The sequence below is a fragment of the Streptomyces cyanogenus genome (assembly GCF_017526105.1).
Taxonomy (GTDB): domain Bacteria; phylum Actinomycetota; class Actinomycetes; order Streptomycetales; family Streptomycetaceae; genus Streptomyces; species Streptomyces cyanogenus.
In genome coordinates this window covers 3,452,080-3,473,439 of sequence record NZ_CP071839.1, presented here as the reverse complement: position 1 = coordinate 3,473,439, position 21,360 = coordinate 3,452,080, and the positions used below count along the sequence as shown (strand labels likewise).

Annotated in this window: 22 protein-coding genes, 3 tRNA genes and 2 pseudogenes; 15 read left to right on the top strand and 12 right to left on the bottom strand. The window is 73.5% G+C overall.

What is annotated here, in order from left to right:
* Window positions 1–8 precede the first annotated feature (8 nt).
* Window positions 9–518, bottom strand: coding sequence for a heme-degrading domain-containing protein (locus S1361_RS15545; protein ID WP_208032445.1), 510 nt, complete (start codon window positions 516–518; stop codon window positions 9–11).
* Window positions 518–1,591 carry a Gfo/Idh/MocA family protein gene (locus S1361_RS15540; protein ID WP_208032444.1) on the bottom strand — a complete coding sequence of 358 codons (1,074 nt, stop codon included), beginning with the start codon at window positions 1,589–1,591 and terminating at the stop codon, window positions 518–520. Before S1361_RS15540 ends, S1361_RS15545 begins: the two co-directional genes overlap by 1 nt.
* 48 nt (window positions 1,592–1,639) lie before the next feature.
* Between S1361_RS15540 and S1361_RS15535 the strand changes: the two genes are divergently transcribed.
* The 5 genes from S1361_RS15535 (at window position 1,640) to S1361_RS15515 (ending at window position 6,952) form a co-directional block, all read left to right on the top strand.
* Window positions 1,640–2,827, top strand: coding sequence for an ROK family transcriptional regulator (locus S1361_RS15535; protein ID WP_425086629.1), 1,188 nt, complete (start codon window positions 1,640–1,642; stop codon window positions 2,825–2,827).
* Between the two features lie 323 nt (window positions 2,828–3,150).
* Window positions 3,151–4,065, top strand: coding sequence for a hypothetical protein (locus tag S1361_RS15530; RefSeq protein WP_208032442.1), 915 nt, complete (start codon window positions 3,151–3,153; stop codon window positions 4,063–4,065).
* A gap of 748 nt (window positions 4,066–4,813) precedes the next feature.
* Entirely contained in the window at window positions 4,814–5,593 is a 780-nt protein-coding gene (locus tag S1361_RS15525; RefSeq protein WP_208032441.1) for an HAD-IIA family hydrolase, read from the top strand.
* A 121-nt stretch (window positions 5,594–5,714) separates the two neighbouring features.
* Window positions 5,715–6,272: a hypothetical protein gene (locus S1361_RS15520; RefSeq protein ID WP_208032440.1), complete on the top strand. Its 558-nt coding sequence runs from the start codon at window positions 5,715–5,717 to the stop codon at window positions 6,270–6,272.
* A gap of 8 nt (window positions 6,273–6,280) precedes the next feature.
* Window positions 6,281–6,952, top strand: coding sequence for a class F sortase (locus tag S1361_RS15515; protein WP_208032439.1), 672 nt, complete (start codon window positions 6,281–6,283; stop codon window positions 6,950–6,952).
* A 99-nt stretch (window positions 6,953–7,051) separates the two neighbouring features.
* Here S1361_RS15515 and S1361_RS15510 read toward each other — a convergent pair whose 3' ends face one another.
* Window positions 7,052–7,741, bottom strand: a complete 690-nt coding sequence (locus tag S1361_RS15510) for a FadR/GntR family transcriptional regulator (protein ID WP_208032438.1) — start codon at window positions 7,739–7,741, stop codon at window positions 7,052–7,054.
* 76 nt (window positions 7,742–7,817) lie between these two features.
* A tRNA-Lys gene (locus S1361_RS15505) sits at window positions 7,818–7,891 on the bottom strand.
* A 186-nt stretch (window positions 7,892–8,077) separates the two neighbouring features.
* On the opposite strand from S1361_RS15505, the gene S1361_RS15500 reads away from it, so the two are divergent.
* The 5 genes and pseudogenes from S1361_RS15500 to S1361_RS39215 form a co-directional block, all read left to right on the top strand.
* Complete coding sequence (locus S1361_RS15500) at window positions 8,078–9,355, top strand: peptidoglycan-binding protein (RefSeq protein WP_208032437.1); 1,278 nt, start codon at window positions 8,078–8,080, stop codon at window positions 9,353–9,355.
* Between the two features lie 66 nt (window positions 9,356–9,421).
* Complete coding sequence (locus S1361_RS15495; protein ID WP_208032436.1) at window positions 9,422–10,558, top strand: SPFH domain-containing protein; 1,137 nt, start codon at window positions 9,422–9,424, stop codon at window positions 10,556–10,558.
* Window positions 10,559–10,682: 124 nt separating this feature from the next.
* On the top strand, window positions 10,683–11,288 hold the full coding sequence (locus tag S1361_RS15490) for a lytic polysaccharide monooxygenase auxiliary activity family 9 protein (RefSeq protein ID WP_208032435.1): 606 nt from the start codon (window positions 10,683–10,685) through the stop codon (window positions 11,286–11,288).
* Window positions 11,289–11,407: 119 nt separating this feature from the next.
* Window positions 11,408–11,875: a DUF3592 domain-containing protein gene (locus S1361_RS15485; RefSeq protein WP_208032434.1), complete on the top strand. Its 468-nt coding sequence runs from the start codon at window positions 11,408–11,410 to the stop codon at window positions 11,873–11,875.
* A 140-nt stretch (window positions 11,876–12,015) separates the two neighbouring features.
* A pseudogene (locus tag S1361_RS39215) lies at window positions 12,016–12,221 on the top strand (acyl-CoA synthetase); the annotation flags it as partial.
* Here S1361_RS39215 and S1361_RS15480 read toward each other — a convergent pair.
* From S1361_RS15480 to ehuB, 6 genes are all read right to left on the bottom strand, one after another.
* Window positions 12,187–12,260 (bottom strand) — tRNA-Lys (locus S1361_RS15480). The pseudogene S1361_RS39215 and the gene S1361_RS15480 sit on opposite strands and share 35 nt — an antisense overlap.
* A gap of 92 nt (window positions 12,261–12,352) precedes the next feature.
* The gene (locus tag S1361_RS15475) at window positions 12,353–13,105 is read right to left on the bottom strand and encodes an IclR family transcriptional regulator (protein WP_208032433.1); all 753 of its coding nucleotides are present in this window, start codon (window positions 13,103–13,105) and stop codon (window positions 12,353–12,355) included.
* A gap of 190 nt (window positions 13,106–13,295) precedes the next feature.
* Window positions 13,296–14,078: an ectoine/hydroxyectoine ABC transporter ATP-binding protein EhuA gene (ehuA, locus tag S1361_RS15470; RefSeq protein ID WP_208032432.1), complete on the bottom strand. Its 783-nt coding sequence runs from the start codon at window positions 14,076–14,078 to the stop codon at window positions 13,296–13,298.
* Entirely contained in the window at window positions 14,068–14,718 is a 651-nt protein-coding gene (ehuD, locus tag S1361_RS15465; protein WP_208032431.1) for an ectoine/hydroxyectoine ABC transporter permease subunit EhuD, read from the bottom strand. The genes ehuA and ehuD overlap by 11 nt, the downstream gene beginning before the upstream one ends.
* Complete coding sequence (gene ehuC, locus S1361_RS15460) at window positions 14,715–15,362, bottom strand: ectoine/hydroxyectoine ABC transporter permease subunit EhuC (RefSeq protein ID WP_208032430.1); 648 nt, start codon at window positions 15,360–15,362, stop codon at window positions 14,715–14,717. The genes ehuD and ehuC overlap by 4 nt, the downstream gene beginning before the upstream one ends.
* Window positions 15,359–16,276 carry an ectoine/hydroxyectoine ABC transporter substrate-binding protein EhuB gene (gene ehuB / locus S1361_RS15455; RefSeq protein WP_425086624.1) on the bottom strand — a complete coding sequence of 306 codons (918 nt, stop codon included), beginning with the start codon at window positions 16,274–16,276 and terminating at the stop codon, window positions 15,359–15,361. The genes ehuC and ehuB overlap by 4 nt, the downstream gene beginning before the upstream one ends.
* Before the next feature lie 192 nt (window positions 16,277–16,468).
* Between ehuB and S1361_RS40320 the strand changes: the two are divergent.
* Window positions 16,469–16,597: pseudogene (locus S1361_RS40320) on the top strand (DUF3830 family protein); the annotation flags it as partial.
* Here S1361_RS40320 and S1361_RS15445 read toward each other — a convergent pair.
* Window positions 16,579–17,532 (bottom strand): D-2-hydroxyacid dehydrogenase, encoded by a 954-nt coding sequence (locus S1361_RS15445; protein ID WP_208032429.1) that lies wholly within the window; start codon window positions 17,530–17,532, stop codon window positions 16,579–16,581. The pseudogene S1361_RS40320 and the gene S1361_RS15445 overlap by 19 nt on opposite strands.
* Window positions 17,533–17,913: 381 nt before the next feature.
* On the opposite strand from S1361_RS15445, the gene S1361_RS15440 reads away from it, so the two are divergent.
* The 4 genes from S1361_RS15440 to S1361_RS15425 all read left to right on the top strand — a co-directional run bounded on the left by S1361_RS15440 (window position 17,914) and on the right by S1361_RS15425 (window position 19,862).
* Complete coding sequence (locus S1361_RS15440) at window positions 17,914–18,645, top strand: maleate cis-trans isomerase family protein (RefSeq protein ID WP_208032428.1); 732 nt, start codon at window positions 17,914–17,916, stop codon at window positions 18,643–18,645.
* 105 nt (window positions 18,646–18,750) lie between these two features.
* Window positions 18,751–19,119: a hypothetical protein gene (locus S1361_RS15435; protein WP_208032427.1), complete on the top strand. Its 369-nt coding sequence runs from the start codon at window positions 18,751–18,753 to the stop codon at window positions 19,117–19,119.
* Between the two features lie 109 nt (window positions 19,120–19,228).
* Complete coding sequence (locus tag S1361_RS15430; protein ID WP_208032426.1) at window positions 19,229–19,798, top strand: bifunctional DNA primase/polymerase; 570 nt, start codon at window positions 19,229–19,231, stop codon at window positions 19,796–19,798.
* Window positions 19,789–19,862, top strand: a tRNA-Lys gene (locus S1361_RS15425). The genes S1361_RS15430 and S1361_RS15425 overlap by 10 nt, the downstream gene beginning before the upstream one ends.
* Before the next feature lie 84 nt (window positions 19,863–19,946).
* On the opposite strand, the gene S1361_RS15420 is transcribed toward S1361_RS15425, so the two are convergent.
* On the bottom strand, window positions 19,947–21,206 hold the full coding sequence (locus tag S1361_RS15420; protein ID WP_208032425.1) for a M6 family metalloprotease domain-containing protein: 1,260 nt from the start codon (window positions 21,204–21,206) through the stop codon (window positions 19,947–19,949).
* Window positions 21,207–21,360 lie beyond the last annotated feature (154 nt).

Sequence of the window (21,360 nt, the reverse complement as noted above, 5' to 3'; positions counted from 1 at the left end):
CCGTTCGCTCAGTCGGCCGAACGGCCGAGGAACTCCTCCAGCGCCTCCACCACGAGCCGGTGGTCCTGGAGCTGAGGCAGGCCGGAGACGGTCACCGCGCCGATCACGCCCACGCCCTCGACCGAGATGGGGAAGGACCCGCCGTGGGCGGCGTACTCGTCCGCGTCGAGGCGGGAGGCCTCCTCGAAGGTCGTGCCCTTGGCGCGGAAGCGGGCCCCGACCAGGTAGGAGGCGGCACGGTAGCGCTCCACCACCCGGCGCTTGCGGACGATCCAGGCGTCGTTGTCCGGGGAGGAGCCCGGCAGGGCGGCGTGGAAGAGCTGCTGGCCGGCGCGGTGGATGTCGATGGCGACCGGCGCCTGGCGCTCCCGGGCCAGCTCCACCAGCAGGGAACCGAGGGCCCAGGCGTCCTCGTGGGTGAACTGCCGGAAGACCAGCCGGCGTTCCTGGGCCTCCAGCTCCTCCAGGCTCGGCGTCAGTTCGGGTGTCGACCGGGGCGTGATCTGCGTGTGCTGCATCAGAGGGTCACCGTCACCTTGTCTCGGGCGGACCTGCGGGCCGCTTCCAGTACGTCGAGCGCGGCGGCCGCCTCCAGGGCGCTCACCGGGTTGGGACCTGCGCCGCGCACAGCGGCGGCGACGGCCGCGTAGTAGGCGGGGTAGTCGCCCGCCAGGGTCGGAACGGGGGTGCCGCCACCCGACAGGGGGGATTCGCCGGAGCCGATACGGCCCCACAGCGACTCGTCCTCGGCACCCCAGTCGGCGACGGTGCCGGGGCGGCTGCCCTCGCGCAGGGCCGCCTCCTGGGGGTCCAGGCCGTACTTGACGTAACCCGCGCGGGAGCCCAGCACCCGGAAACGGGGGCCGAGCTGGGCGGCCGTCGCGGAGACGTAGAGGTGGGAGCGGACGCCGCTCGCGTGCGTGAGCGCGATGAAGGTGTCGTCGTCGGTCTCGGCGCCCGGGCGGCGGACGTCCGTCTCGGCGTAGACCTCGGTGACCGGGCCGAAGAGGACCAAGGCCTGGTCGACGACGTGGCTGCCGAGGTCGTAGAGCAGACCTCCGATCTCTGCGGGGTCGCCGGACTCGCGCCAGCCGCCCTTGGGCTGGGGGCGCCAGCGCTCGAAGCGGGACTCGAAGCGCCAGGCGTCGCCGAGTTCGCCGTCCGCGAGGAGCCGGCGGAGGGTCAGGAAGTCGTTGTCCCAGCGGCGGTTCTGGAAGACCGACAGGAGCAGGCCGCGCTCCTCGGCGAGAGCGGCCAGCTCGCGGGCCTCGGCGGCGGTGCCGGCGACCGGCTTGTCCACGACCACCGGCAGGCCGGCCTTCAGGGCGGCCGTGGCCAGCGGGACGTGCGTCTTGTTCGGGGAGGCCACGACGACCAGGTCCAGGTCGTCCGCGCGGTCGAACAGCTCCTCGGCGCCGGCGGCGAGCCGGACGTCGGGGAACTCGGCGCGGGCCTGCTGCTGCCGCTCCGGGTGGGAGGTGACCACGGTGTCCAGGGCGAGGCCCTCGGTGGCGGCGATCAGCGGGGCGTGGAAGACGGAGCCGGCGAGGCCGTAGCCGATCAGGCCGACGCGGAGGGGGGTAGCAGTCATGCCCTCCACTTTGGCAACGCTGTTGCGAAAGTGCAAGCGGTGCGGACAATGGGGGGTGTGAAGAGGGTGAGCACGGCGACGACGGGGACGGGACCTGGGAGCGGCGGGTCCGCGGGGGCGAACCTCGGGGTGCTGCGCAGCCACAACACCGCGCTGGTGCTGGGGCTGCTGCGGGACGCCGGGGCCGAGGGCATCAGCCGGCTGGAGCTCGCCGAGCGCACCGGACTGACCCCCCAGGCCGTCAGCAAGATCACCGCACGGCTGCGGGAGCAGGGGCTCGCCGCGGAGGCCGGCCGCCGGGCGTCGACCGGGGGCAAGCCGCGGACCGTACTGCGGCTGGTGCCGGAGGCGGGGCACGCGGTCGGGGTCCACCTGGACCGCGACGAACTGCGGGTGGTGCTCGTGGACCTGGACGGGACCGTGGTCGCGGAGCGGCGGGGGGAACTGGATCTCGGGGCGGGGGCGGAAGCCGTGCTGGGCGCGGTCTGCGCGGGTGTGCGCAGGGTGGCCGGGGGGCTGGGGGCCGGCGCACCGGGTGAGGGAGAACTCGCCCGGGCCGTCTCGTTGCTGGGCGTGGGCGTCGCGCTGCCCGGACCCCTGGACCATGCGCGCGGGGTGCTGCACCGGGTCACCGGCTTCCCCGAGTGGGACGGCTTCCCGCTGCGGGACGCGCTCGCGGAACGGCTCGGGGTGCCGGTGGTGGTGGACAAGGACACCAACGCGGCGGCGCTCGGACTGGCGGTCGGCGGCGAGGAGGGCGCCGCCGGGGACTCCTTCGCCTACCTGCACCTCGGTACCGGGCTCGGGGCCGGGCTGGTGATCGGCGGGAGCGTGCACCGGGGGGCGCGGACCGGGGCGGGGGAGTTCGGGCACCAGGTCCTCCAGCTGGACGGGCCGCTGTGCGAGTGCGGGAACCGCGGGTGCGTGGAGGTGCTGTGTCTCGGGGCCGTGGCGCGGGGGGAGGTGGCCGAGGCGGCGCGCGTGCTGGGGGTCGCCGCGGGGAACCTCGTGGGGCTGCTGGACATCGACGTGGTCCTGCTCGGGGGGCGGACCGTGGCCGGGGCGCCCGAGGTGTACGTGCGCGGGGTGAGCGAGGTGCTGGGGGCGCGGGCCCGCCGGGAGGGCGCGGCCGAGGCCGCCGTTCCGGTACGGGTCGCTCCGCGGGGGGAGCGGGTGGTGGCCGAGGGAGCCGCCCAGCTGCTGCTGGCACCGTTGTTCGGGCGGGGGCAGGCGTGACGGCGCGCACTGTGGCGGGGCACGCCGAACCTCGCTCACGGGGGCTTGCGGGTCTTGCTCCGCCCATCCGTGCTGCCCTGGCGGTACGGCTGCCCGCGGCCGGGTCCGCGGCGGCGGTGCTTCTCATGCCGGCGGCACTGCAACATCCCAGGGGCCCGGGGAACTGCGCGACCGGCCACCGCGGACCCGCACGGTCACGACGGCCCGTACCGGCACGGTGCTGTCGGCCCAGCCCACACCGCTCCGCTGATCGAGCAGACTTCGGCCCCACCACCGGCGCGGCGCCCCCCGTCCCCCGCTCCACCCGGCATGGTCATGTGTTCATGCGACTGTGCACGCCCCCGTCCCCGTCCCTCCGCCTCACCGCAGCCGTCGCCACCGCAGCCGTCGTCCCCGTCCTCGCCCCCCTGTCGCCGGACACCGCCTCCGCCGACACGACGACGCCCCCCTCCTGCGCCGCCGCCGACGCGCGGAGCTTCCCGCTGGCCACCCGGATCCGCGGCGGCCCCGCCTCCTACGAGGCCGGCGGCGGTTTCGGCACCTGGTACATCGACCTCACCAACACCACCCGCCGGGCCTGCGCCGGCGTTCACCCGGTGGTGGTCCTCGTCGACGACAAGCGCTCCCTGCGGCCGGACCAGCCCCAGCTGGACTTCTACGACGGTTCCACGCCCCGGCCGGTGGCCTTCGAGACCACCGACGAGCAGGAGCTGGTCGGGGTGCTGGACGGCACCGGCTTCCCCGGGTTCACCGTGCCGCCGGGCAAGACCGTCAGCGTCCGGGTCCGGCTGGCGCTCCCCTCCGACACCGTGGCCGGCGAGGTCACCGCCAACGCGGCCGTCGTCCAGCGGCGGGGGCAGGACGGGGAGTGGGTAGGGGAGTCCAACACGTACCGCTTCGGGATCGGCAGGGAAGGAGAGCAGGAACCGCGGGAGGCCGAGGAGGTGCAGGAGACCGGGGGCGCGCAGGAGACGCCGGGCGCGCAGGAGGCCGGCACCGCGCAGCGGACCGAGGGCGTGCCGACCGCCCCGTCCGGCACCACGCCGGACGACGCCTCGGACACCGACGCCGAGGACGACTCCTCCCTGGCGTTGGCCCGGGAAGCGGAGGACGCCGGGGAGCGGGCGCGCGAGCTGGCGCGCACCGGCCCGGACCTCGCCCACGGCCTCCTCGCGGCCCTGGCCGCCCTGCTGGGTGTGGCCGCCGGCGCCTTCATCGTCCTCCGCACCCGCCGCTGAACCCGCCGGGCCGTTCTCCGGCTGAGGGGCTGGAGGGGGCGGCGGCATCCGTATGGAGCGGGATGCTGCCGAGCGGTACGACGTGGCCCCGCTGGGCCCCGCGCAGTTGTTCTCCTCGCTGCGGGTGAGCGAGGGGCTGGAGGGGAGCGGCGGCATCCACACGGAGCGGGACTCCACCCAGCGGTACGACGTGCCCCGCGGGGCACGTCGCCGCAGGATGTGCGGGAGCTGGTGCCGGCGGGGCGGCTGCCGCGCCGGCAGGACGGTCGTCATCCGGGCCCGAGTCGGCCCGGCCGCTGCCCCGGCGGCGGCGCGAGGGGGCGGCGGGTCGTACGACCGTCATCCTCGCCCGTTCCCGTCGCCCGTTCCCCTTCTCCTTCCCCTTCCCGTTCCCGTTCCCGTTCCCGTGCCAGGGGCCATCGCCGTCGAGGCCGGGCCCATCCACGGCGAGCCGGTGTGGCACCCGCGGTGGGCGCTGCTCGGCGATGACGAGCGGACCGGTCGGGGGCACGTAGACCGTCGTCGCGCGGGTACCCCGGCTTGACGTCGGCTTCGATCGGGACTCCGCCGCCCACGTCGCCGCCGCCGGTGCCACCCCGGTGCTCCGCCCGGCGCCATGTCCCGCCCGCCGGAGAGCGGGTGATCGGCGGGGTCGGGATCGGCCCCTCCTGACTAGGCTGGGGGCGTCGGCACGCCGTGGTTCCGGCGCCCCCGCTTCCCGCCCGTACGTACGCAGGAGACGCACAGCATGGCAGACCGCAAGCCCATCGAGTCATGGCTCACCGACATGGACGGCGTCCTGATCCACGAGGGTGTCCCGATCCCCGGCGCCGACGCCTTCCTGAAGAAACTGCGCGAGTCCGGCCGCCCCTTCCTGGTGCTCACCAACAATTCCATCTACACCGCCCGCGACCTGCATGCCCGGCTGCGCCGGATGGGTCTGGACGTGCCGGTGGAGAACATCTGGACCTCGGCCCTGGCCACCGCCCAGTTCCTGGACGACCAGCGGCCCGGCGGCACCGCCTACGTCATCGGCGAGGCGGGCCTGACCACCGCCCTGCACGACATCGGCTACATCCTCACCGACCACGACCCCGACTTCGTGATCCTCGGCGAGACCCGCACGTACTCCTTCGAGGCCCTGACCAAGGCCGTCCGGCTCATCAACAACGGCGCCCGGTTCATCGCCACCAACCCCGACAACGTCGGCCCGTCCATCGAGGGCGACCTGCCCGCCACCGGCTCGGTCGCCGCCCTGATCACCGCGGCGACCGGCAAGAAGCCGTACTTCGTCGGCAAGCCGAACCCCCTGATGATGCGGGCCGGGCTGAACGCGATCGGCGCCCACTCCGAGACCTCCGCGATGATCGGCGACCGCATGGACACCGACGTGCTCGCGGGCCTGGAGGCCGGGATGCGCACGTTCCTGGTGCTGAGCGGGGTGACCCAGCCGAAGAACGTGGACCGTTACCCGTTCCGTCCCTCCCAGGTGGTCGACTCCATCGCCGACCTGGTCGACCTGGTCTGAGCCGGCCCCTCCGATCCGGCCCGGCCGAAACCCGGCGTCACCCGTCCGGAGCAACAGGGCGCCCCCCGAGGATGCGGGGGCGCCCTGCCCGGGGGAGTCTCCAGATAACTGGAGGTTCACGATGGGCTCACTACGCCTCACTGTCTGTACCGGAATCCTCGCAGTCACGTCCGCCGCGTTTCCGCCGGTGGCCCACGCGGCGGACGGCGGCTCGGTCGGCGTGACCCCCGCCGTCCCGGCGCCGGGCGACGACGTCACCCTGCGGGTCAGCGGCTGCGCCGGCGAGCAGGGCACCGCCGCCTCCTCCGCCTTCGTCAGCGACGCCCAGCTGACCGGCGCCCAGGGCAGCCTCACCGGCGAGACCCGGGTCCGCTCCGCCCTGACGCCCGGCGCCTACACCGTGAAGGTCAGCTGCGCCGGCTCCGTGCGCACCGGCATGATCAGGGTCACGGAGGCGGGCGGCACCGGCCGGGCGGAAGAGTCCCTCGAACCCCCCGCCGGCACGGCCTCGCCCATCGCCCCGGTCCCCGCGGGCGGCGGCGGCACCGCGCACTTCGCCACGGTGGCCACCAGCGGCTCCGGCCCCGACACCCTGCAGGCGGTGACCGGCCTCGCGCTCGCCGGGATCGCCGCGGTCGCCGCCGGGCTGCGCGCCCGCCGGAGCCGCGGTCCCCGCTGAGCCGCGCCATGTCCGACGACGAGGGGCACACCACCGGTTCGGGGCGGCTCGTCACCGCCCTGGCCTGGACGCTGCTGCTGTGCGGGCTGTGGCTGTGGGGGCGCGGCGTGACGGACGTGCCCGGGGGCACGGACGGCCCGGCCACCGGCGACGTCCTCGCCCTCGGCCGGGACGCCGATCCGGCCCGGCTGCCGCGCCCGGCGAAACCCCTGGCCGAGGCGGTGCCCCAGCGCGTCGACATTCCCCGGCTGGGCGTCCAGGCCCCGGTGGTGGTCCGCGGTCTGGACGCCCGTGGCGCGGTCGACCCGCCGCCGTACGACCAGCCCGGTGTCGTCGGCTGGTACGGCGCCGGTCCCAAGCCGGGCGCGGCCGGCGCGGCCCTGCTGGTCGGGCACGTCGACACCAAGACCCGGCCGGCCGTCTTCTACCGGCTCAGCACCCTCAAGCCCGGCGGAACGGTCCGGGTCTTCCGCGCGGACGGCAAGGTCGCCGATTTCACCGTGGACGACGTCCGCGTACTGCCCCGTGACACCTTCGACGCCCGCGAGGCCTACGGGCCCCGCGTCCCCGGCCGCGCCGAGCTGCGCCTGATCACCTGCGGCGGCACCTTCGACCGGGCGAACGGCAGCTACACGGCGAACGTGGTCGTCTCGGCGTACCTCACCCGGACCACCGGTTGAGCCCGTGCGAGGCGCGCACCCCCTGCGCACCCGGCCGAAAGCCACCCGGCCGCGAGGCCCACAGTCCCGCACGCCCGGCCGAAGGCCGCCCCCCGCCCCTCACCCGTTGGCCGCCGCCACCGGGGACAGGCGGGTGCGGAGGTTGCCGAAGTGGTCGCGTATGGCCCGTTCGGCCCGCAGGGAGTCGCCGGAGCGCACCGCGTCGAGGATCTCGCGGTGCTGGCGGCAGGTGACCCGCGGATCCTGTGCGACCTCCACGAGGTCCTGCTGCACCCGGTGGAAGGCGTCCCAGAAGGCCTCCAGCACCTCGCCGAGCAGCACGTTGTCCAGCCCCCGGTAGAGGGTGGCGTGAAAGGCACGGTCGGTCTCGGCGAGCCCGGTCCCCTCGGCGGCCTCCCGTTCCATGCGGTCCACGAGCGCCTCCAGCGCCACGAGGTCCGCCTCCGGCAGCCGCCCGGCCAGCCGGGACACCAGCCCGGTCTCGACGGCCTCGCGCAGTTCCAGCAGCTGGAGCAGGGAGTCCTCGCCGCGGTAGTGGCCGGCGACGGTCCGGAAGGCCAGCCCCTCGATCATCGGCGCGAACGACATCGAGCCGACGTACGTCCCGAACCCGTGCCGGATCTCCACGATCCCCATGGCCTGGAGCGCCTTCAGCGCCTCGCGCACCGAGTTCCGGCTCGCCCCGAGGAGCCGCATCAGTTCCGGCTCGGTGGGCAGCGGGGCGCCCGAGGGCAGCCGCTGGTCCACGATCAGCTTCTTGATCCGCTCCTGAAGGTCCCGGGCTGCCATGGCGAGAGGGTATCCGGCCATTCGGGCGGAGGGCATACGGAAAGCCCCCCGCTTCCGCGAGGGGCTTTCCGGTCGGTGCGCCGCCAGGGACTCGAACCCCGGACCCGCTGATTAAGAGTCAGCTGCTCTAACCAACTGAGCTAGCGGCGCCTGCTGACGGAGAAAACTCTACCCGACCTCCGGGGGTGCTCCGGACCACCGGGAGGGGGTGTGGCCGCCGTCCGGAGGGTCGCGTACATCATTCGGACCGTCAAAATGCGCGTTCTGTGCCCAGTTGGGAAACTGATCAACGTGCACACTCGCGGACAAACCACCCCCGAATGTGAGGCAGATCGCATGACCGCTCCCGTGTTCGAGGACATCGACCCGGCGGGCGGCTGCGACTGTCCCGGCTGCGCCCATGAGCGGCCGGTCCCCCGTCCCCTGCCCGGTCGCGGTCATCCGATGGCCCGCGGAGTGGTGGTCGTGGCCGCCGCCTCCGCCGCCCTCGGCGCGGTCCCGCCGGCCGCCGCCCTCACCCCCGACCACTCCCCGCACCGCCAGGCCCTGCCCGGCGACGGCGAACCCGACACCCCGCAGGGCACCAAGGCCCCGCTGCACGGCCGGCCGGGCAAGCCCGCGGGCGCCCCGGCCGACCCGCTCCCCGCCACCAACCGGACCACGATCATCAACCGGGCCAAGACCTGGGTCGCCGCACAGGTGCCGTACAGCATGTACGCCTTCTGGTCCGACGGCTACCGGCAGGACTGCTCCGGCTACGTCTCCATGGCCTGGGGGCTGCCCAACAACGAGTGGACCGGCAGCCTCGGCCAGTTCGGCGTCAAGATCACCAAGGAGGAGCTGCAACCCGGCGACATCCTGCTGTACCACAACCCCGACAACCCCGAGAAGGGCTCCCACGTCGTGATCTTCGGCGGCTGGACGGACCACACGCACACCTACTACACGGTCTACGAGCAGACGCCCCCGCACGCCCGCCGCCAGACCACGCCCTACCCCTACTGGAACAACACCGACAAATACGTCCCCTACCGCTACAAGGGCCTGACCAAGGCCGCGACCGCCGCCGCGCCGGCACCCGGCGCCAGGGCGGTGGCGGCCTACCCGGGCGCGGCCTACTTCGGTCCCGGCGCCCGCAACAAGTACGTCACCCTGCTCGGCGAGATGCTGACCGCCAGGGGCGCACGCTCCTTCTACACCGAGAGCCCGGGACCGGTCTGGGGCGAGGCCGACCGGCGCGCCACCCGGGCGTTCCAGCTCGCCCAGGGCTGGACGGGCGCCGACGCCGACGGGATCCCCGACCGGCGCACCTGGGAACTGCTGACCACCGGCCGGGGCAAGGACGTCGAAGCCACCGGACCCGCCTCGCACGGGGTCCCCGGCTATCCCGGCCGGCACTACTTCCGGCCGGGCCGGAGCAACGACCACGTCACCCGGCTCGGCGCCCAGCTGGTGAAGAAGGGATTCGGCCGGTTCTACGGCCTCGGTCCCGGTCCGCACTGGGGCGAGGCGGACCGGCGGGCCGTCGAGGCCTTCCAGCGCGCCCAGGGCTGGCGCGGCGGCGCGGCGGACGGCTACCCCGGACCGGAGACCTGGCGCCGCCTGTTCGCCTGACCAGGCACCCCACCCCCATCCCACCCCCCTTTTCATGACGCGTCTGGCGCGGAGGCTGGAGCACGCATGAGTACGACCGCATCCCACACGCCGCCCGAGTCCGAGGGGCAGTCGGACGGCGGGGCCGCCGGCCCCGGCATCCGGCCGGCCCGTCTGATCCAGAACGAGGCGACCACCGAGATCCCCGTCCACCTGCTCTTCCGGGACGACCCCGACCCGGTGAAGGTGCCGCTCCGGCCGGCCGTGGTGGCCCGCCGGCAGGGCACCGGCGAACAGCCGCGCCTGCGCCGCCCGGTGCCGGTGCGCAGACGCCCGCTGCCGGAGGCCGACCCGGAGCTGGCGGAACGCCCGGCGCGGGTGCTGCCCGGCGCGGCCGGGGTGCTCGCCGGCGCCTGCGGGGTCACCGGCTGCCTGGCCACCACCTGGTGGGCGGGGCTGCTGCCGCCGCTGGCCACCGAGGCGCTGCGGCTGCCGGCGTCCACGGGTGCCGGTCTGGGTCTCGCGCACTGGGCCGCGTACGCCGGGGCCGGGATGCTGGGGGCGTTCGGCTTCGGCGGGCTGGCCCGGGGACGGGCCGGACGGGCCTGGGTGCTGGGGCTGTTCGGGCGGTACCGGGGGACCGTCCGGCGCACCGGGCTGCTGTGGGTGAACCCGCTGGTGCTGCGCCGCCGGATGGACGTGCGGCTGCGGCACTGGCGCAGCGAGGCGATGCCGGCGACGGATCCCGACGGGGTGGCGCTGCGGGTGGTGGTGCTGGTGGTGTGGCGGGTGCGGGACACCGCGCGGGCCCTGCTCGGCATCGACGACCACGAGACCTATCTGCGCGAGTGCGTGGAGGCGGCGCTGGCCCGGGTGCCGGTGGAGCCGGCGGGCGGGACACGGGGCGGGACGACGGCGGCCGGGGACGCGCTGACCCGGCTGGTGGCGACGGAGACCGCGCCGGTCGGTGTGGAGGTGTTCTCGGTGCAGCCGGTCCGGGTGGACTACGCCCCCGAGGTGGCGCCCGCGATGCACCGGCGCCGGATCGCCGCGCTGGACGCCCGGCAGCGGGCCAGCATGCTCAGCTCGGTGGTGGACTCGGTGGAGGACACGGTGACCCGGCTGACCATGCGCGGTCTGGTCGAACTGGACGACTACGAACGCAAGGTGCTGGTCCGTGACCTGACGGTGGCGTTCTGCTCCGGGCGCGGTGAGCCGGTGTAGAGGCGGACGCACAGAGGTCCGCGATTGGTATGGACATGTTCAACTAGTGGCAATAATCTGTGACTTGGTCTAGACCTAATCTGCACGGCTCACCGAACTCCCCACGTTCCCCAGGAGCGGCAGCATGCGCACCAAGACCAAGTTGTCCGCGGTCGTGCTGGGCGCGGTCACCGCCGGAGCCTTCGCGCTCTCCACCGGCGGCGCCAGCGGGCACGGCTACACCGACCTCCCCATCAGCAGGCAGAAGCTCTGCCAGAACGGCACCGTCGCCAACTGCGGCCAGATCCAGTGGGAGCCGCAGAGCGTCGAGGGCCCCAAGGGCTTCCCGGCGGCCGGACCGGCCGACGGCCAGATATGCAACGCGGGCCTGGGCCAGTTCGCCCCGCTCAGCTCGCCGAGGACGCCGTCCGGCGCGGCCTGGCCCACCACCAGGGTGACGGGTGGTCAGTCGTACACGTTCCGCTGGCAGTTCACCGCCATGCACGCGACGACGGACTTCAAGTACTACATCACCAAGCCGGGCTGGAACCAGAACCACAACCTCACCCGCTCGGACCTCAACCTCACCCCGTTCCTGACGGTGCCCTACAACGGCCAGCGCCCGCCGGCCACCCTCAGCCACAGCGGCACCCTGCCGAGCGGGCTGAGCGGGCACCACGTCATCCTCGCGGTGTGGACGATCGCCGACACGGGCAACGCGTTCTACGCCTGCTCGGACGTCACCTTCTGATCCCCGTTCGGGTACGGGGCGGAAACTGAGGTTCCCTTGAGGCCGGGCGCCCCACGTGCCGGGTAGGTTCCCGCCACACCGCTCGACCGGGAGCGGCGGACCTTCCTCGGGGGAACCTCATGTTCGAGTCGCTCTTCTACGCCGTCCCCACCCTCATGCTCGCGGGCTTCGCGTACGCCGCCTACCTGCTGATCCGCCGGGCGCGGCGGATCAGCAGGACGTGGACGCACGGCCTCACCGCCGAGGCGCGCTGTCTGAGGATGTTCACGACGACCAGCGGGGGCGGCGGGGACACCTCCGTGCACACGACCGTGCACCACGTCTACGAGTTCACCACCCGCGAGGGGCGGACGGTCCGCTTCGAGGAGGAGAACGGGCCCGCCACCGTCCTGGAGGGCGACTTCGTGACCGTGCGCTACCTGCCGGAGCTTCCCCAGCGGGCCACCGCGCTGCCCCCGGCGCGCGGCAGGCTCGCCGTCGGCACCGGCGTCGGACTGGTCCTCCTCGGCGTGGCCGGCTCCTTCTGCGTCGGCTTCATCGTCGTGGCCCACATGATGTTCTCCGAGTCCGCCGGCATGATGCCGTAGCCCTCCACGTCCGACGCGTCGTCGGCTACCGTCCGCCGCCATGGAGCCGCCGACGGTCGCCGCGCTGGTCGCGGCGGGCTGGGGTGACCACCGGCCGGGGGGCTTGTGGTGCGAGGACCGGGAGCTGACCCACCACGAGGCGGATGCCGGTGACGGCGACGAACAAGATCGAGCAGGGCCCGGCTGCGGCGGGAGGGCTGCGCGTGCGCGGATCCGGTGTGGTGGCGGCCCCGGGGGAGGAGCCGTACCGGAGACTGACCGCCGAGGACGCCGAAGGGCCCCTCGCTTCCACGAGGGGCCCTTCGATCAGGTGCGCCGCCAGGGACTCGAACCCCGGACCCGCTGATTAAGAGTCAGCTGCTCTAACCAACTGAGCTAGCGGCGCATGACTCCCGCCCGCCTCGGATTTTTCCTTCCGCGGCCGGCGACGAAGAAAATACTACCTGGTCCCGAGGGGTGCTCGTGACCACGGCCGATCTAGATCGTCAGCGACAGGACCACGGGAGCCGCGTTCCGGTTCAGGGTCTGCGCCGCCTGCTTCAGCCGGTGCGCGTGCTCCACCGGGAGCGACACAGCCAGGCAGCCCACCGAGGACCCCGCGGTGAGCGGCACCGCGGCGCAGACCGTGCCGACCGCGTACTCCTGGAGGTCCAGCACCGGCACCGTCGGCGGCTGCGACTCCAGCCGGGACAGCAGCAGCTTGTCACTGGTGATCGTCCGCGAGGTCAGGCGGGCCATCCTGTACCGGGAGAGGTGGTCGCGGCGGGCGTTGTGGTCCAGCTGGGTCAGCAGGCTCTTGCCGACGGCGGTGGCGTGGGCGGAGCAGCGGAAGTCCACCCACTCGTTGACCGCCGGGGTGCCCGGCCCGGCGGCGTACTGGGTGACGCGGACCTCGCCGTCGAGATACCGGCTGAGGTAGACCGCCGCGCCGACCGAGTCGCGCAGCCGGTCCAGGGTGTGCTGGAGCTTGTCGCGCAGGGCCCGCTCCCGGTCGTGCGCCGAGGTGAGCCGGCGCAGGGTGTCGCCGGTGACGTACGCGCCGTCGGTGATCTGCTCGACGTACCCCTCGCGGCGCAGCATCCGCAGCAGGGCGGTGAGCCGCTCGGCGCCGAGGCCGGTGCGGCGGGCCAGCTCGGTGTCGGTGACGCCGGCGGAGTGCCGGGCCACGGTCTCCAGCACGCGCAGCGCGTCCTGGGCGGAGTGGTACGGGGCGGTCGGCTCGATCCTCATGTCGGTCCCCCTCGGCCGCGATCCGGGTCGGCGGATCGTCTCCACGATAGCCGTGAAAGGGCCACCGGCGAGAGGGTGTTGGCGAGATTGTCCGGGCGCACCCCTGCTCCCAACTGGGGCGGAGATCCTCTGGCATATGCCAGAGTCAAGACCCAGTCGGTGGACCTCGGCTCTTCCCGCCCCCGCGTCCTCACAGGACCGCGCTGATGAACTCCCGGGTGCGCCGCTGCTCCGGGTCGCCGAAGATCTGCTCCGGCGGCCCCGACTCGATGACCCGGCCCGCGTCGAACATCAGCACCTGATCGGAGATGTCCCGCGCGAAACCCATCTCGTGGGTCACGCACAGCATCGTGATGTCGGTGCTGCGCGCGATGTCCCGGAGCAGGTCGAGCACGCCCGCCACCAGCTCCGGGTCGAGCGCGGAGGTCACCTCGTCCAGCAGCAGCACCCGCGGCCGCATCGCCAGCGCCCGGGCGATCGCCACCCGCTGCTGCTGCCCGCCGGAGAGCCGGGTCGGCTTCGCGTCGCACTTGTCGGCCAGGCCCACCAGGTCCAGCAGCTCCCGGGCCCGCGCCTCGGCCTCGTCCTTCGACAGGCCCAGCACCCGGACCGGCGCCTCGGTGAGGTTGCGCAGCACCGACATGTTCGGGAACAGGTTGAACTGCTGGAAGACCATCCCGATCTTCTTGCGGACCTCCCGGACCTGCCTCTCCGGCGCCGGGAACAGCCGCTGCCCGTCGACGGTGATCGTGCCCTCGTCCGGCTGGGCGAGGGTCATCAGCAGTCTCAGGATCGTGGTCTTGCCGGAGCCGGAGGGGCCGATCAGGGTGACGTGCCGGCCCGTGTCCACGGACAGGTCCAGGCCGTCGAGGACGGTGTTGTCCCCGAACCGCTTGGTCACGCCCTCCAGACGGATCAGCTCGGTCGGCAGGGTGCCGGTCACGGCCGGCTGCTTGCGGGTCTCAACGGACAAGGCGTCGCTCCAGGGTGCGCAGACAAAGGGAGGCCAGGTACGAGACGACGACGAAGGCGATGCCGATCACCGTCAGGGGCTCGGTGAACTGGAAGTGCTGCTGGGAGACGAGCCGCGCCCGGCCCAGCATCTCCAGCACGCCGATCGTCATCAGCATCGGCGTGTCCTTCAGCATCGCGATGACGTAGTTGCCGAGCGGCGGCACCACCCGGCGGACCGCCTGCGGCAGGATCACCGCCGCCCAGGTGCGCCGCACCGGCAGGCTGAGCGCCGTCGCGGCCTCCCACTGACCCGGCGGCACCGCCTCGATGCCGGCCCGGTAGACCTGCATCGTGTACGTCGAGTAGTGCAGCCCCAGGCCGATGACCCCGGTGGTCAGCGGAGACAGGGTCAGGCCCGCCTCCGGCAGCACGTAGAACAGGAAGAACAGCTGCACCAGCAGCGGGGTGTCCCGCACGAACTCCGTGAGGACGCCCACCGGCCAGCGCACCCACCGGGTCGGCGTGCGCAGCAGCAGGGTCCACACCAGGCCCAGCGCGAAGGAGATCAGCGATCCCAGGGCCAGCGCCTCCAGGGTGACGACCAGGCCGCTGACGAAGTACGGCAGGAAGTCGGCGACGGCTCCCCAGTCCCAGCTCATCGGGCCACCTCCGCCTTCAGCCGGCGCTCCAGCACCCGCATCCCGCGGGTGAGCAGGAACGCGATCACGAAATAGATCAGCAGCAGGTACGCGTAGATCCGGCCGCTCTGCTGGAGCGCCAGGCGGACCAGGTTGCCGCTGAAGGCCAGGTCGCCCATGCCCGTGATGGACACCAGCGCGGTGCCCTTGAGCAGCTCGACCAGCAGGTTGGAGAAGGACGGGATCATCTCCGGCACCGCCTGCGGCAGCAGGACCAGCCGCAGCCGCTGCCAGGGCGAGAAGCCGAGCGCGATCCCGCCCTCCCGCTGGGCCGGGTCCACCGCGGCCAGGGCGCCGCGCACGATCTCCGCGCCGTACGCGCCGTAGGTCAGGCCCAGCGCGAGCGTGCCCGCCCACATCGGCACCAGCTGCCAGCCGAAGGCGACCGGCAGCACGAAGAACACCCAGAAGATCATCACCAGCGCCGAGATGCCGCGGAACACCTCGGTGTAGCAGGCCGCGAGGAAGCGGGCCAGGCGCGAGCGGTGCGTGCGCGCGGCACCGACGACGAAGGCGACCACGAGGGTGAGCAGCGCGCTGTACACCAGCAACTGCAACGTGGTGGTCGTCCCTTGGAGGACGAGTTCCCAGAGTCCCGCAGTCATCGGCCGCACAGCTCCTCGGCGGTCAGGGTCGTCATCTCGGCCCTGGTGAAACCGAAGGGCCGGACGATCCGGTACAGCTCCCCGCTGCGGCGCAGCTTGTGCAGCTCGGCGTTGAAGGCGTCCCGCAGCCGGGTTTCGGTCGGCCGGAACGCGAACGCCCCGCCGTCCGCCTTCGGCCTGCCGTCGACGAGCGCGACGAACGGCTCGGTCGACTCGGCCCCGGCGGAGTCCCGGGCGACGAGCCGGGCGGTGACGGCCGTGGCCGCGAACAGGTCGACCCGCCCGGACTCCACCGCGTTCAGCCCCGCGACCTGGTCCGGGACGATGACGAGGTCGTTCTCCTCGTAGCCCGCCTCCACCGCGTGCTGGATCTGCGCGTACCCGCTCCCGGTGGCCACCTTGGCGTGCCGCCGCAGCGCGTCCGCGTACGTGCGCAGGCCCAGCGGGTTGCCCTTGGGGACGATGAAGGCGTCCGGCATCCGATAGTCCGGATCGGCGAAGATGACCTGCTCGCAGCGGTCCGGAGTGACGTACATCCCCGCGGCCACCACGTCGAACTGCTGCGACTTCAGCCCCGGGATCAGCGAGCCGAACTCGGTCGGCACCGGCTGCACCCGGTCCACGCCGAGCCGCTTGAAGACCGCCTTCGCCAGCTCGGGCGCCTCCCCGGTGAGCTTCCCGTCCCGGTCGATGTACCCGAAGGGGATCTCCCCGGCGATCCCCAGCCGTACGACACCCAGCGCGCGCAGCCGCTCCAGCAGATCGCCGCCGCCCTTGCCGGACGCCGACGCCACCCGGGTGCAGCCCGCCGCGCCCAGCGCGCCGAACGCGGCGAGGCCCGCCAGCACCGAGCGCCGGGTGTGTCTGTGTTCCGGCCGGATCATGTGTACGTCGTTGCCACGTGGTGGAGCCATGGCGGCGCGGCTACCCAAGCGCATCCGGGCCATGCGCCCCGGTTTTCCCGGCCGAACGGTGCGTCACCGTCCCGCCGACCGGCGGGAACCGCCACCGCACGGCACGCCTTTCGACCGACCGAGCGGCCCTGACCTGCGCGGCAGTGGGACAGACCCGGGCGCGTACCCGGCGAGGCCCCTCCCGCCGAGTACGCGCGCGACGCGATCCAGGCCCTCTTCCCGCCCTGCGCCTCCACGGAACCCCCACCGGAGAACCCGACGGCCACCCCGGTCCCCGGCGGTCTCCTTCACCTCTCGGGCCCTCAGTGGCCGGGCACGTAACCGCGCCTCTTGTCGACCACGTTCGGCAGGGAGCTGCCCGCCGCCCACCGCTCGTACAACTCCACGAACTGCGCACCGAGTTCATCCCGCCAGCCGATCGTGTCGCCGCTCATGTGCGGGGACACGATCAGCCCCGGCAGCTCCCACAGCGGGCTGTCCTCGGGCAGCGGTTCGGCGGCGAACACGTCGAGCGCCGCGCCCGCGATCCAGCGCCGGCTCAGCGCCCGGGCGAGGGCCTCCTCGTCGACCAGGTCACCCCGGCCGACGTTCACGAAGAACGCCGAGGGCTGCATCACGCCGAACCGGCGGGCGTCGAACATGCGGTACGTCTGCTCGGTCAGCGGGGCCGCCGCGATCACCCAGTCCGCGCGGGAGACCAGCCGGTCCAGGTCGTCCGGTCCGTGGATGCCGGTCCGCGGCACCCGCCCGACCAGCGCCGTCGTCACCCCGAGGGCCTTCAGCGTCCGGACGATCGCCCGGCCGATCGGACCCGAGCCGACCACGCACGCACGGGTGCCCGCCACCCGCCGCGTCTCCCGGTGCCGCCAGGTCCGCTCCCGCTGGTGCTCCAGCGTGCGCGGCAGGTCCTTGGCGACCGCCAGCACCAGGGCCGCCACGTACTCGGCGATCGGCTCGTCGAAGATCCCGCGCGCGTTCGTCACCACCGTGTCCGACGCGGCCAGCTCCGGGCACATCAGATGGTCCACGCCCGCGCTCGCCGTGTGCACCCAGCGCGGCCGGGGACCGTCCCCGGGCCACGCCCCGCGCACCGCGTGCGAGGTGAAGTCCCACACCAGCAGCACGTCCGCGGCGGGCAGCCGCTCGGCCAGGTGCGCCGCGTCCGTGTGGACGATCCGGGCGCGCCCGGTGAGGCGGCCGAGCCGGGGCGGGGGATCGGCGTCGAGGACCAGCACGGTGGGGACGGTCGGCGTCATACGGGGCGGCTCCCGGCGTCTGACGTGCGCGGATCGACCACGCTCGCACCCGAACCCACCTTCGTCAACACGGGCGGGCCCACGATCCGTTGCCCCCTGCTCTCCGAGCGTGAGGCCGGTGCCGCCATGGCTCGCCGCGGCGCGCCGCCCGCCCGGGCCCGGCCGGCGCCCTGCTCCTCTCCTGCACCGGGCACCCGGCCCACGACGTCGTCCCCCGGCTGGAGGACGGAGCCGCGCAGGCCCCGTCTCGGCCAACCAGGTCACCAGGTGGGCTGCGCCGCGCCGGCTGGGTACCCGAGCCGTGGAGCCCTGCCGGGCGCTGCCGAACGCGGCTGCCCGCGCACGGCCCGTACTGCCCGAAGAACAGCAGGAAGGCTGGACATGACCGCACTCGGATTCCTCTACCCGGGCCACTCCGCCGAGGACGACTATCCACGCATCGAGCAGCTCCTGGGCAGCGACATCCGGGTGGAGCTGAGCCACACCGACGTCGGCGAGGACGCCCGCCGGGTGGACGCGCTGCGCGCGGTGGGCTCCGCCGCCCGGCTCGCCGAGGGTGTGGAGGAGCTGCGGCTGGCCGGGGCCGAGACGGCGGTGTGGGCGTGCACCGGCGGCAGCTTCGTACACGGCTGGGAGGGCGCCCAGGAACAGGTGCGGACCCTGGCCCGGCTGGCCGGGACGCCGGCCTCGTCGACGTCCTTCGCCTTCGTGCACGCGGCCCGGGAGATCGGCGCACGACGGGTCGCCGTCGGCGCCACCTACCCGGACGACGTGGCCGCGCTCTTCGCGGACTTCCTGCGGGCCGGCGGCCTGGAGGTGACCGGACTGTGCGCCTCCGGGATCGTCACCGCGGCGGAGGCCGCCACCTGGGGGGAGGAGGAGGTGCTCACGCTGGCCCGCGCGGCCGACTCCGCCGACGCCCAGGCCGTGCTGCTGCCGGACACCGCCCTGCACACCGCCGCGCACCTCGCCCTGCTGGAGAAGGCCCTGTCCAAGCCCGTGCTCACCGCCAACCAGGTCACGGTGTGGGAGGCCCTGCGGCTCACCGACCGCCGGGTGAACGCACCGTCGCTGGGCAGCCTCTTCACCCGGGAGCCGTTGGTGCAGGTGTAACCCGGGTCTCCTCCTCGACGCCGGTGCCCTTGCGTGGGCGCGGGACAATGGACGGTGGCCCACCCGAAGGCGGTGCCGGTGAACCGTACGAGGAGGAGACGAGACATGGCGGAGCCCACGCCGCGTCGGAACGAACCGCGGCTACGCCCCGCGCCCCTGCTCTTCGAGCCGGCGGAGGCGGCCGGGGATCCGGAGCACTTCTTCGACCTGGAGTCGATCGAGGATCCGCGGGCGCTGCTGGCCCGGGCGACGGAGCTGACCCAGGCGTTCCGCGCGGCCGCCGACCGGGCCGTGGAGTTCCAGGCCATCGCGGCGGCCCAGCTCGCCGACCCGCGCCGGTTCGACCGGCTGACCCCGGCGGACATCGCCGAGCGGGCGGAGTGGACCGAGGACTACGCGAAGAAGATGGTCGAGTTCGGGCGGGACCTGATGCGCGGCGAGCCGGACGGACGCACGTCCGCCGATCCGCTGTAACACCCGGTCGGCATATGCCAGGCGGGCAAGATACTCCTCCTCCACCCCTCCTGTCCCGGTTTTCGGCAACCCAGAAGAACGGCCCGCTCACAGCCAGTACATGTAGTACATGACCAGCGCACCGAACGTCACCTGTGTCAGCTCCGCCGGCGTCGCCTGGCTCGCCTCGGCGGGAACACACTCCCGGAGCACCCTCGCCCTGTGGGAGGAGCGCCCGGACGCCCCGGTCGTCCTGGCCTGCGGCACCGTCTTCGACGTGGTGAGCGTCCCCGCGGTCTTCGGACGCCGCATGCTGGACCGGCTGTGGGACGAGGGCGCGGGATCGGGCCCGGTCGCGGTGTTCCGGGGTCGGATGCTGCTGTTCGCCGCCCCGGGCACGGCCCAGCGGCTGCCCTCGCTGCTGGACTGGGAGGAGTGGGGGTCGCAGCGGGCGCAGGCGGTGCCGCCGCTGCTGTGCCACGGCGTCGGCGACGCGGTGACCGTACCGCCTCTGACCTGCGGCGACGCCTCCGGCTCCGCGCGCTGGCTGGTCGCCCCGGACACCCGGCACCCCTGGCTGCCCGGCCCCGAGGTGCTGCTGTGGGCGGCGGTGCGCGCCGCCCGGGCGGCGGTACGGATTTCGATTTTTCCTCCCGCCGACCAGGATGCTAATGTCTACGACGTCAGCAGGCGCCGCTAGCTCAGTTGGTTAGAGCAGCTGACTCTTAATCAGCGGGTCCGGGGTTCGAGTCCCTGGCGGCGCACGCGAAGGAAACGGCGGGTCCGGTTCGAAAGAATCAGGCCCGCCGTTTTCGTATACGTATGCGGCTGCGCGGGGCGCCCCATCCTCAGTCCTCGACGCCCGGCGTGATCTTCACCGTCCACGCCCCCGAGGCCGTCCGGCCCTCCGCCTCCACCTTCACGCCCTCCCCGGGCACGGTGAAGCTCTCCCCGAGGAAGACCGGCGCGTCGGCGAGCGGCGGGTAGACCGAGTTCTCCCAGCAGGCGTCGGTGCGCGGGTGGGCGTCCACGACCTGGACCGGGCCGTCGCCGGACTCCGCGCCGCCGTGCACCCGGTAGACCAGGATCCCCTGCCGGCAGGACATCCGGTCGTTGCCGGCCGCACCGCGCGCCTCGAAGGCGAGGGCGCTGTCCGGGCCGGTGCGCACGACGGCCAGCTTGACGCCGTCGCCGAGGCCGAAGGCGGGGGTGCCGCCCGCGCCCGGCACCGTGACGCCCCGCCCGGCCGCGAGGGGTTCCAGGGTGAGCCGGGTCGGAGTGGCCCCGCGCACGCACACCACCTGGCGCGGCCCCAGCCAGCCCAGCCGCCACTTGTGCCAGCCGAACAGGTCCGGCGACAGTCCGAACTGGCTGCCCATCAGGTCCCAGTCGCCGACGTAGGTGTCCCAGTCGCCCTTGCCGTCGACCGGACGGTGGTACAGGTCGGGCAGGTCGAAGACGTGGCCGGTCTCATGGGCGAGAACCAGCCGGTCCGGCGGATGGTGCTCGAACACCGTGACGACCCGGTGGATGTCGGTGTCGTCCAGGTGCAGGGGTGTTTCGAGGTTCACCACCTTCGTGGCGTCCGAGTCCACGCCGGGCGCGTCCGGATCGGCGATCAGGTACACGACCGGGTAGCGCGAGAAGTCGACCTCCTTGTCGGCCACGGCGAACGCGTCCCGCAGGTAGGCGGCCCGGTCCTCGGCGCTCCAGTCCCGCCGCATGGCGTACGACGTCGACGGGCGCGGCATGCGCAGCCAGTGCTTCAGCGGGTGCGGGCGCAGGGTGAACCTGCCGTAGGAGGCCTGCTCGTAGAAGCGGCTGGTGGCCGGGAAGTGGTCGGCGGTCAGCTGGGCGGGGGTGGTGCGCGGGGCCGCGTCCGGGAAGGAGAGGAACACCATCACGGCGTCGAGCGCGCCGGTCGGCCGGGTGTAGGCGGGGTTCCAGCCGTCCACCCCCTCGGAGTGGTGGGCCTCGGTGCGGTGCAGGGCGCAGGGGGCCGTCGAGAACGGCTCGGCGACCGACGGGCCGGTGAGGACCGAGGTCGCGGCGAGCGCCGACATCGTGGTGAACACGGCGGCGGTGCTGCGCAGCTTGGGCACGGACATGACCTCCGGGTGCGGTTCGCGGGACCCGCACCCAGATTGCTGGCATTTGATGTGTTCTGCCCTGTTTGCCTGCACCAGAAGGGTGAGCGCGCCCCCGCCGTACACCGGCGCGCCCCGGCGCTCGACACCCCGAAACACTCACGGAACGTCACAA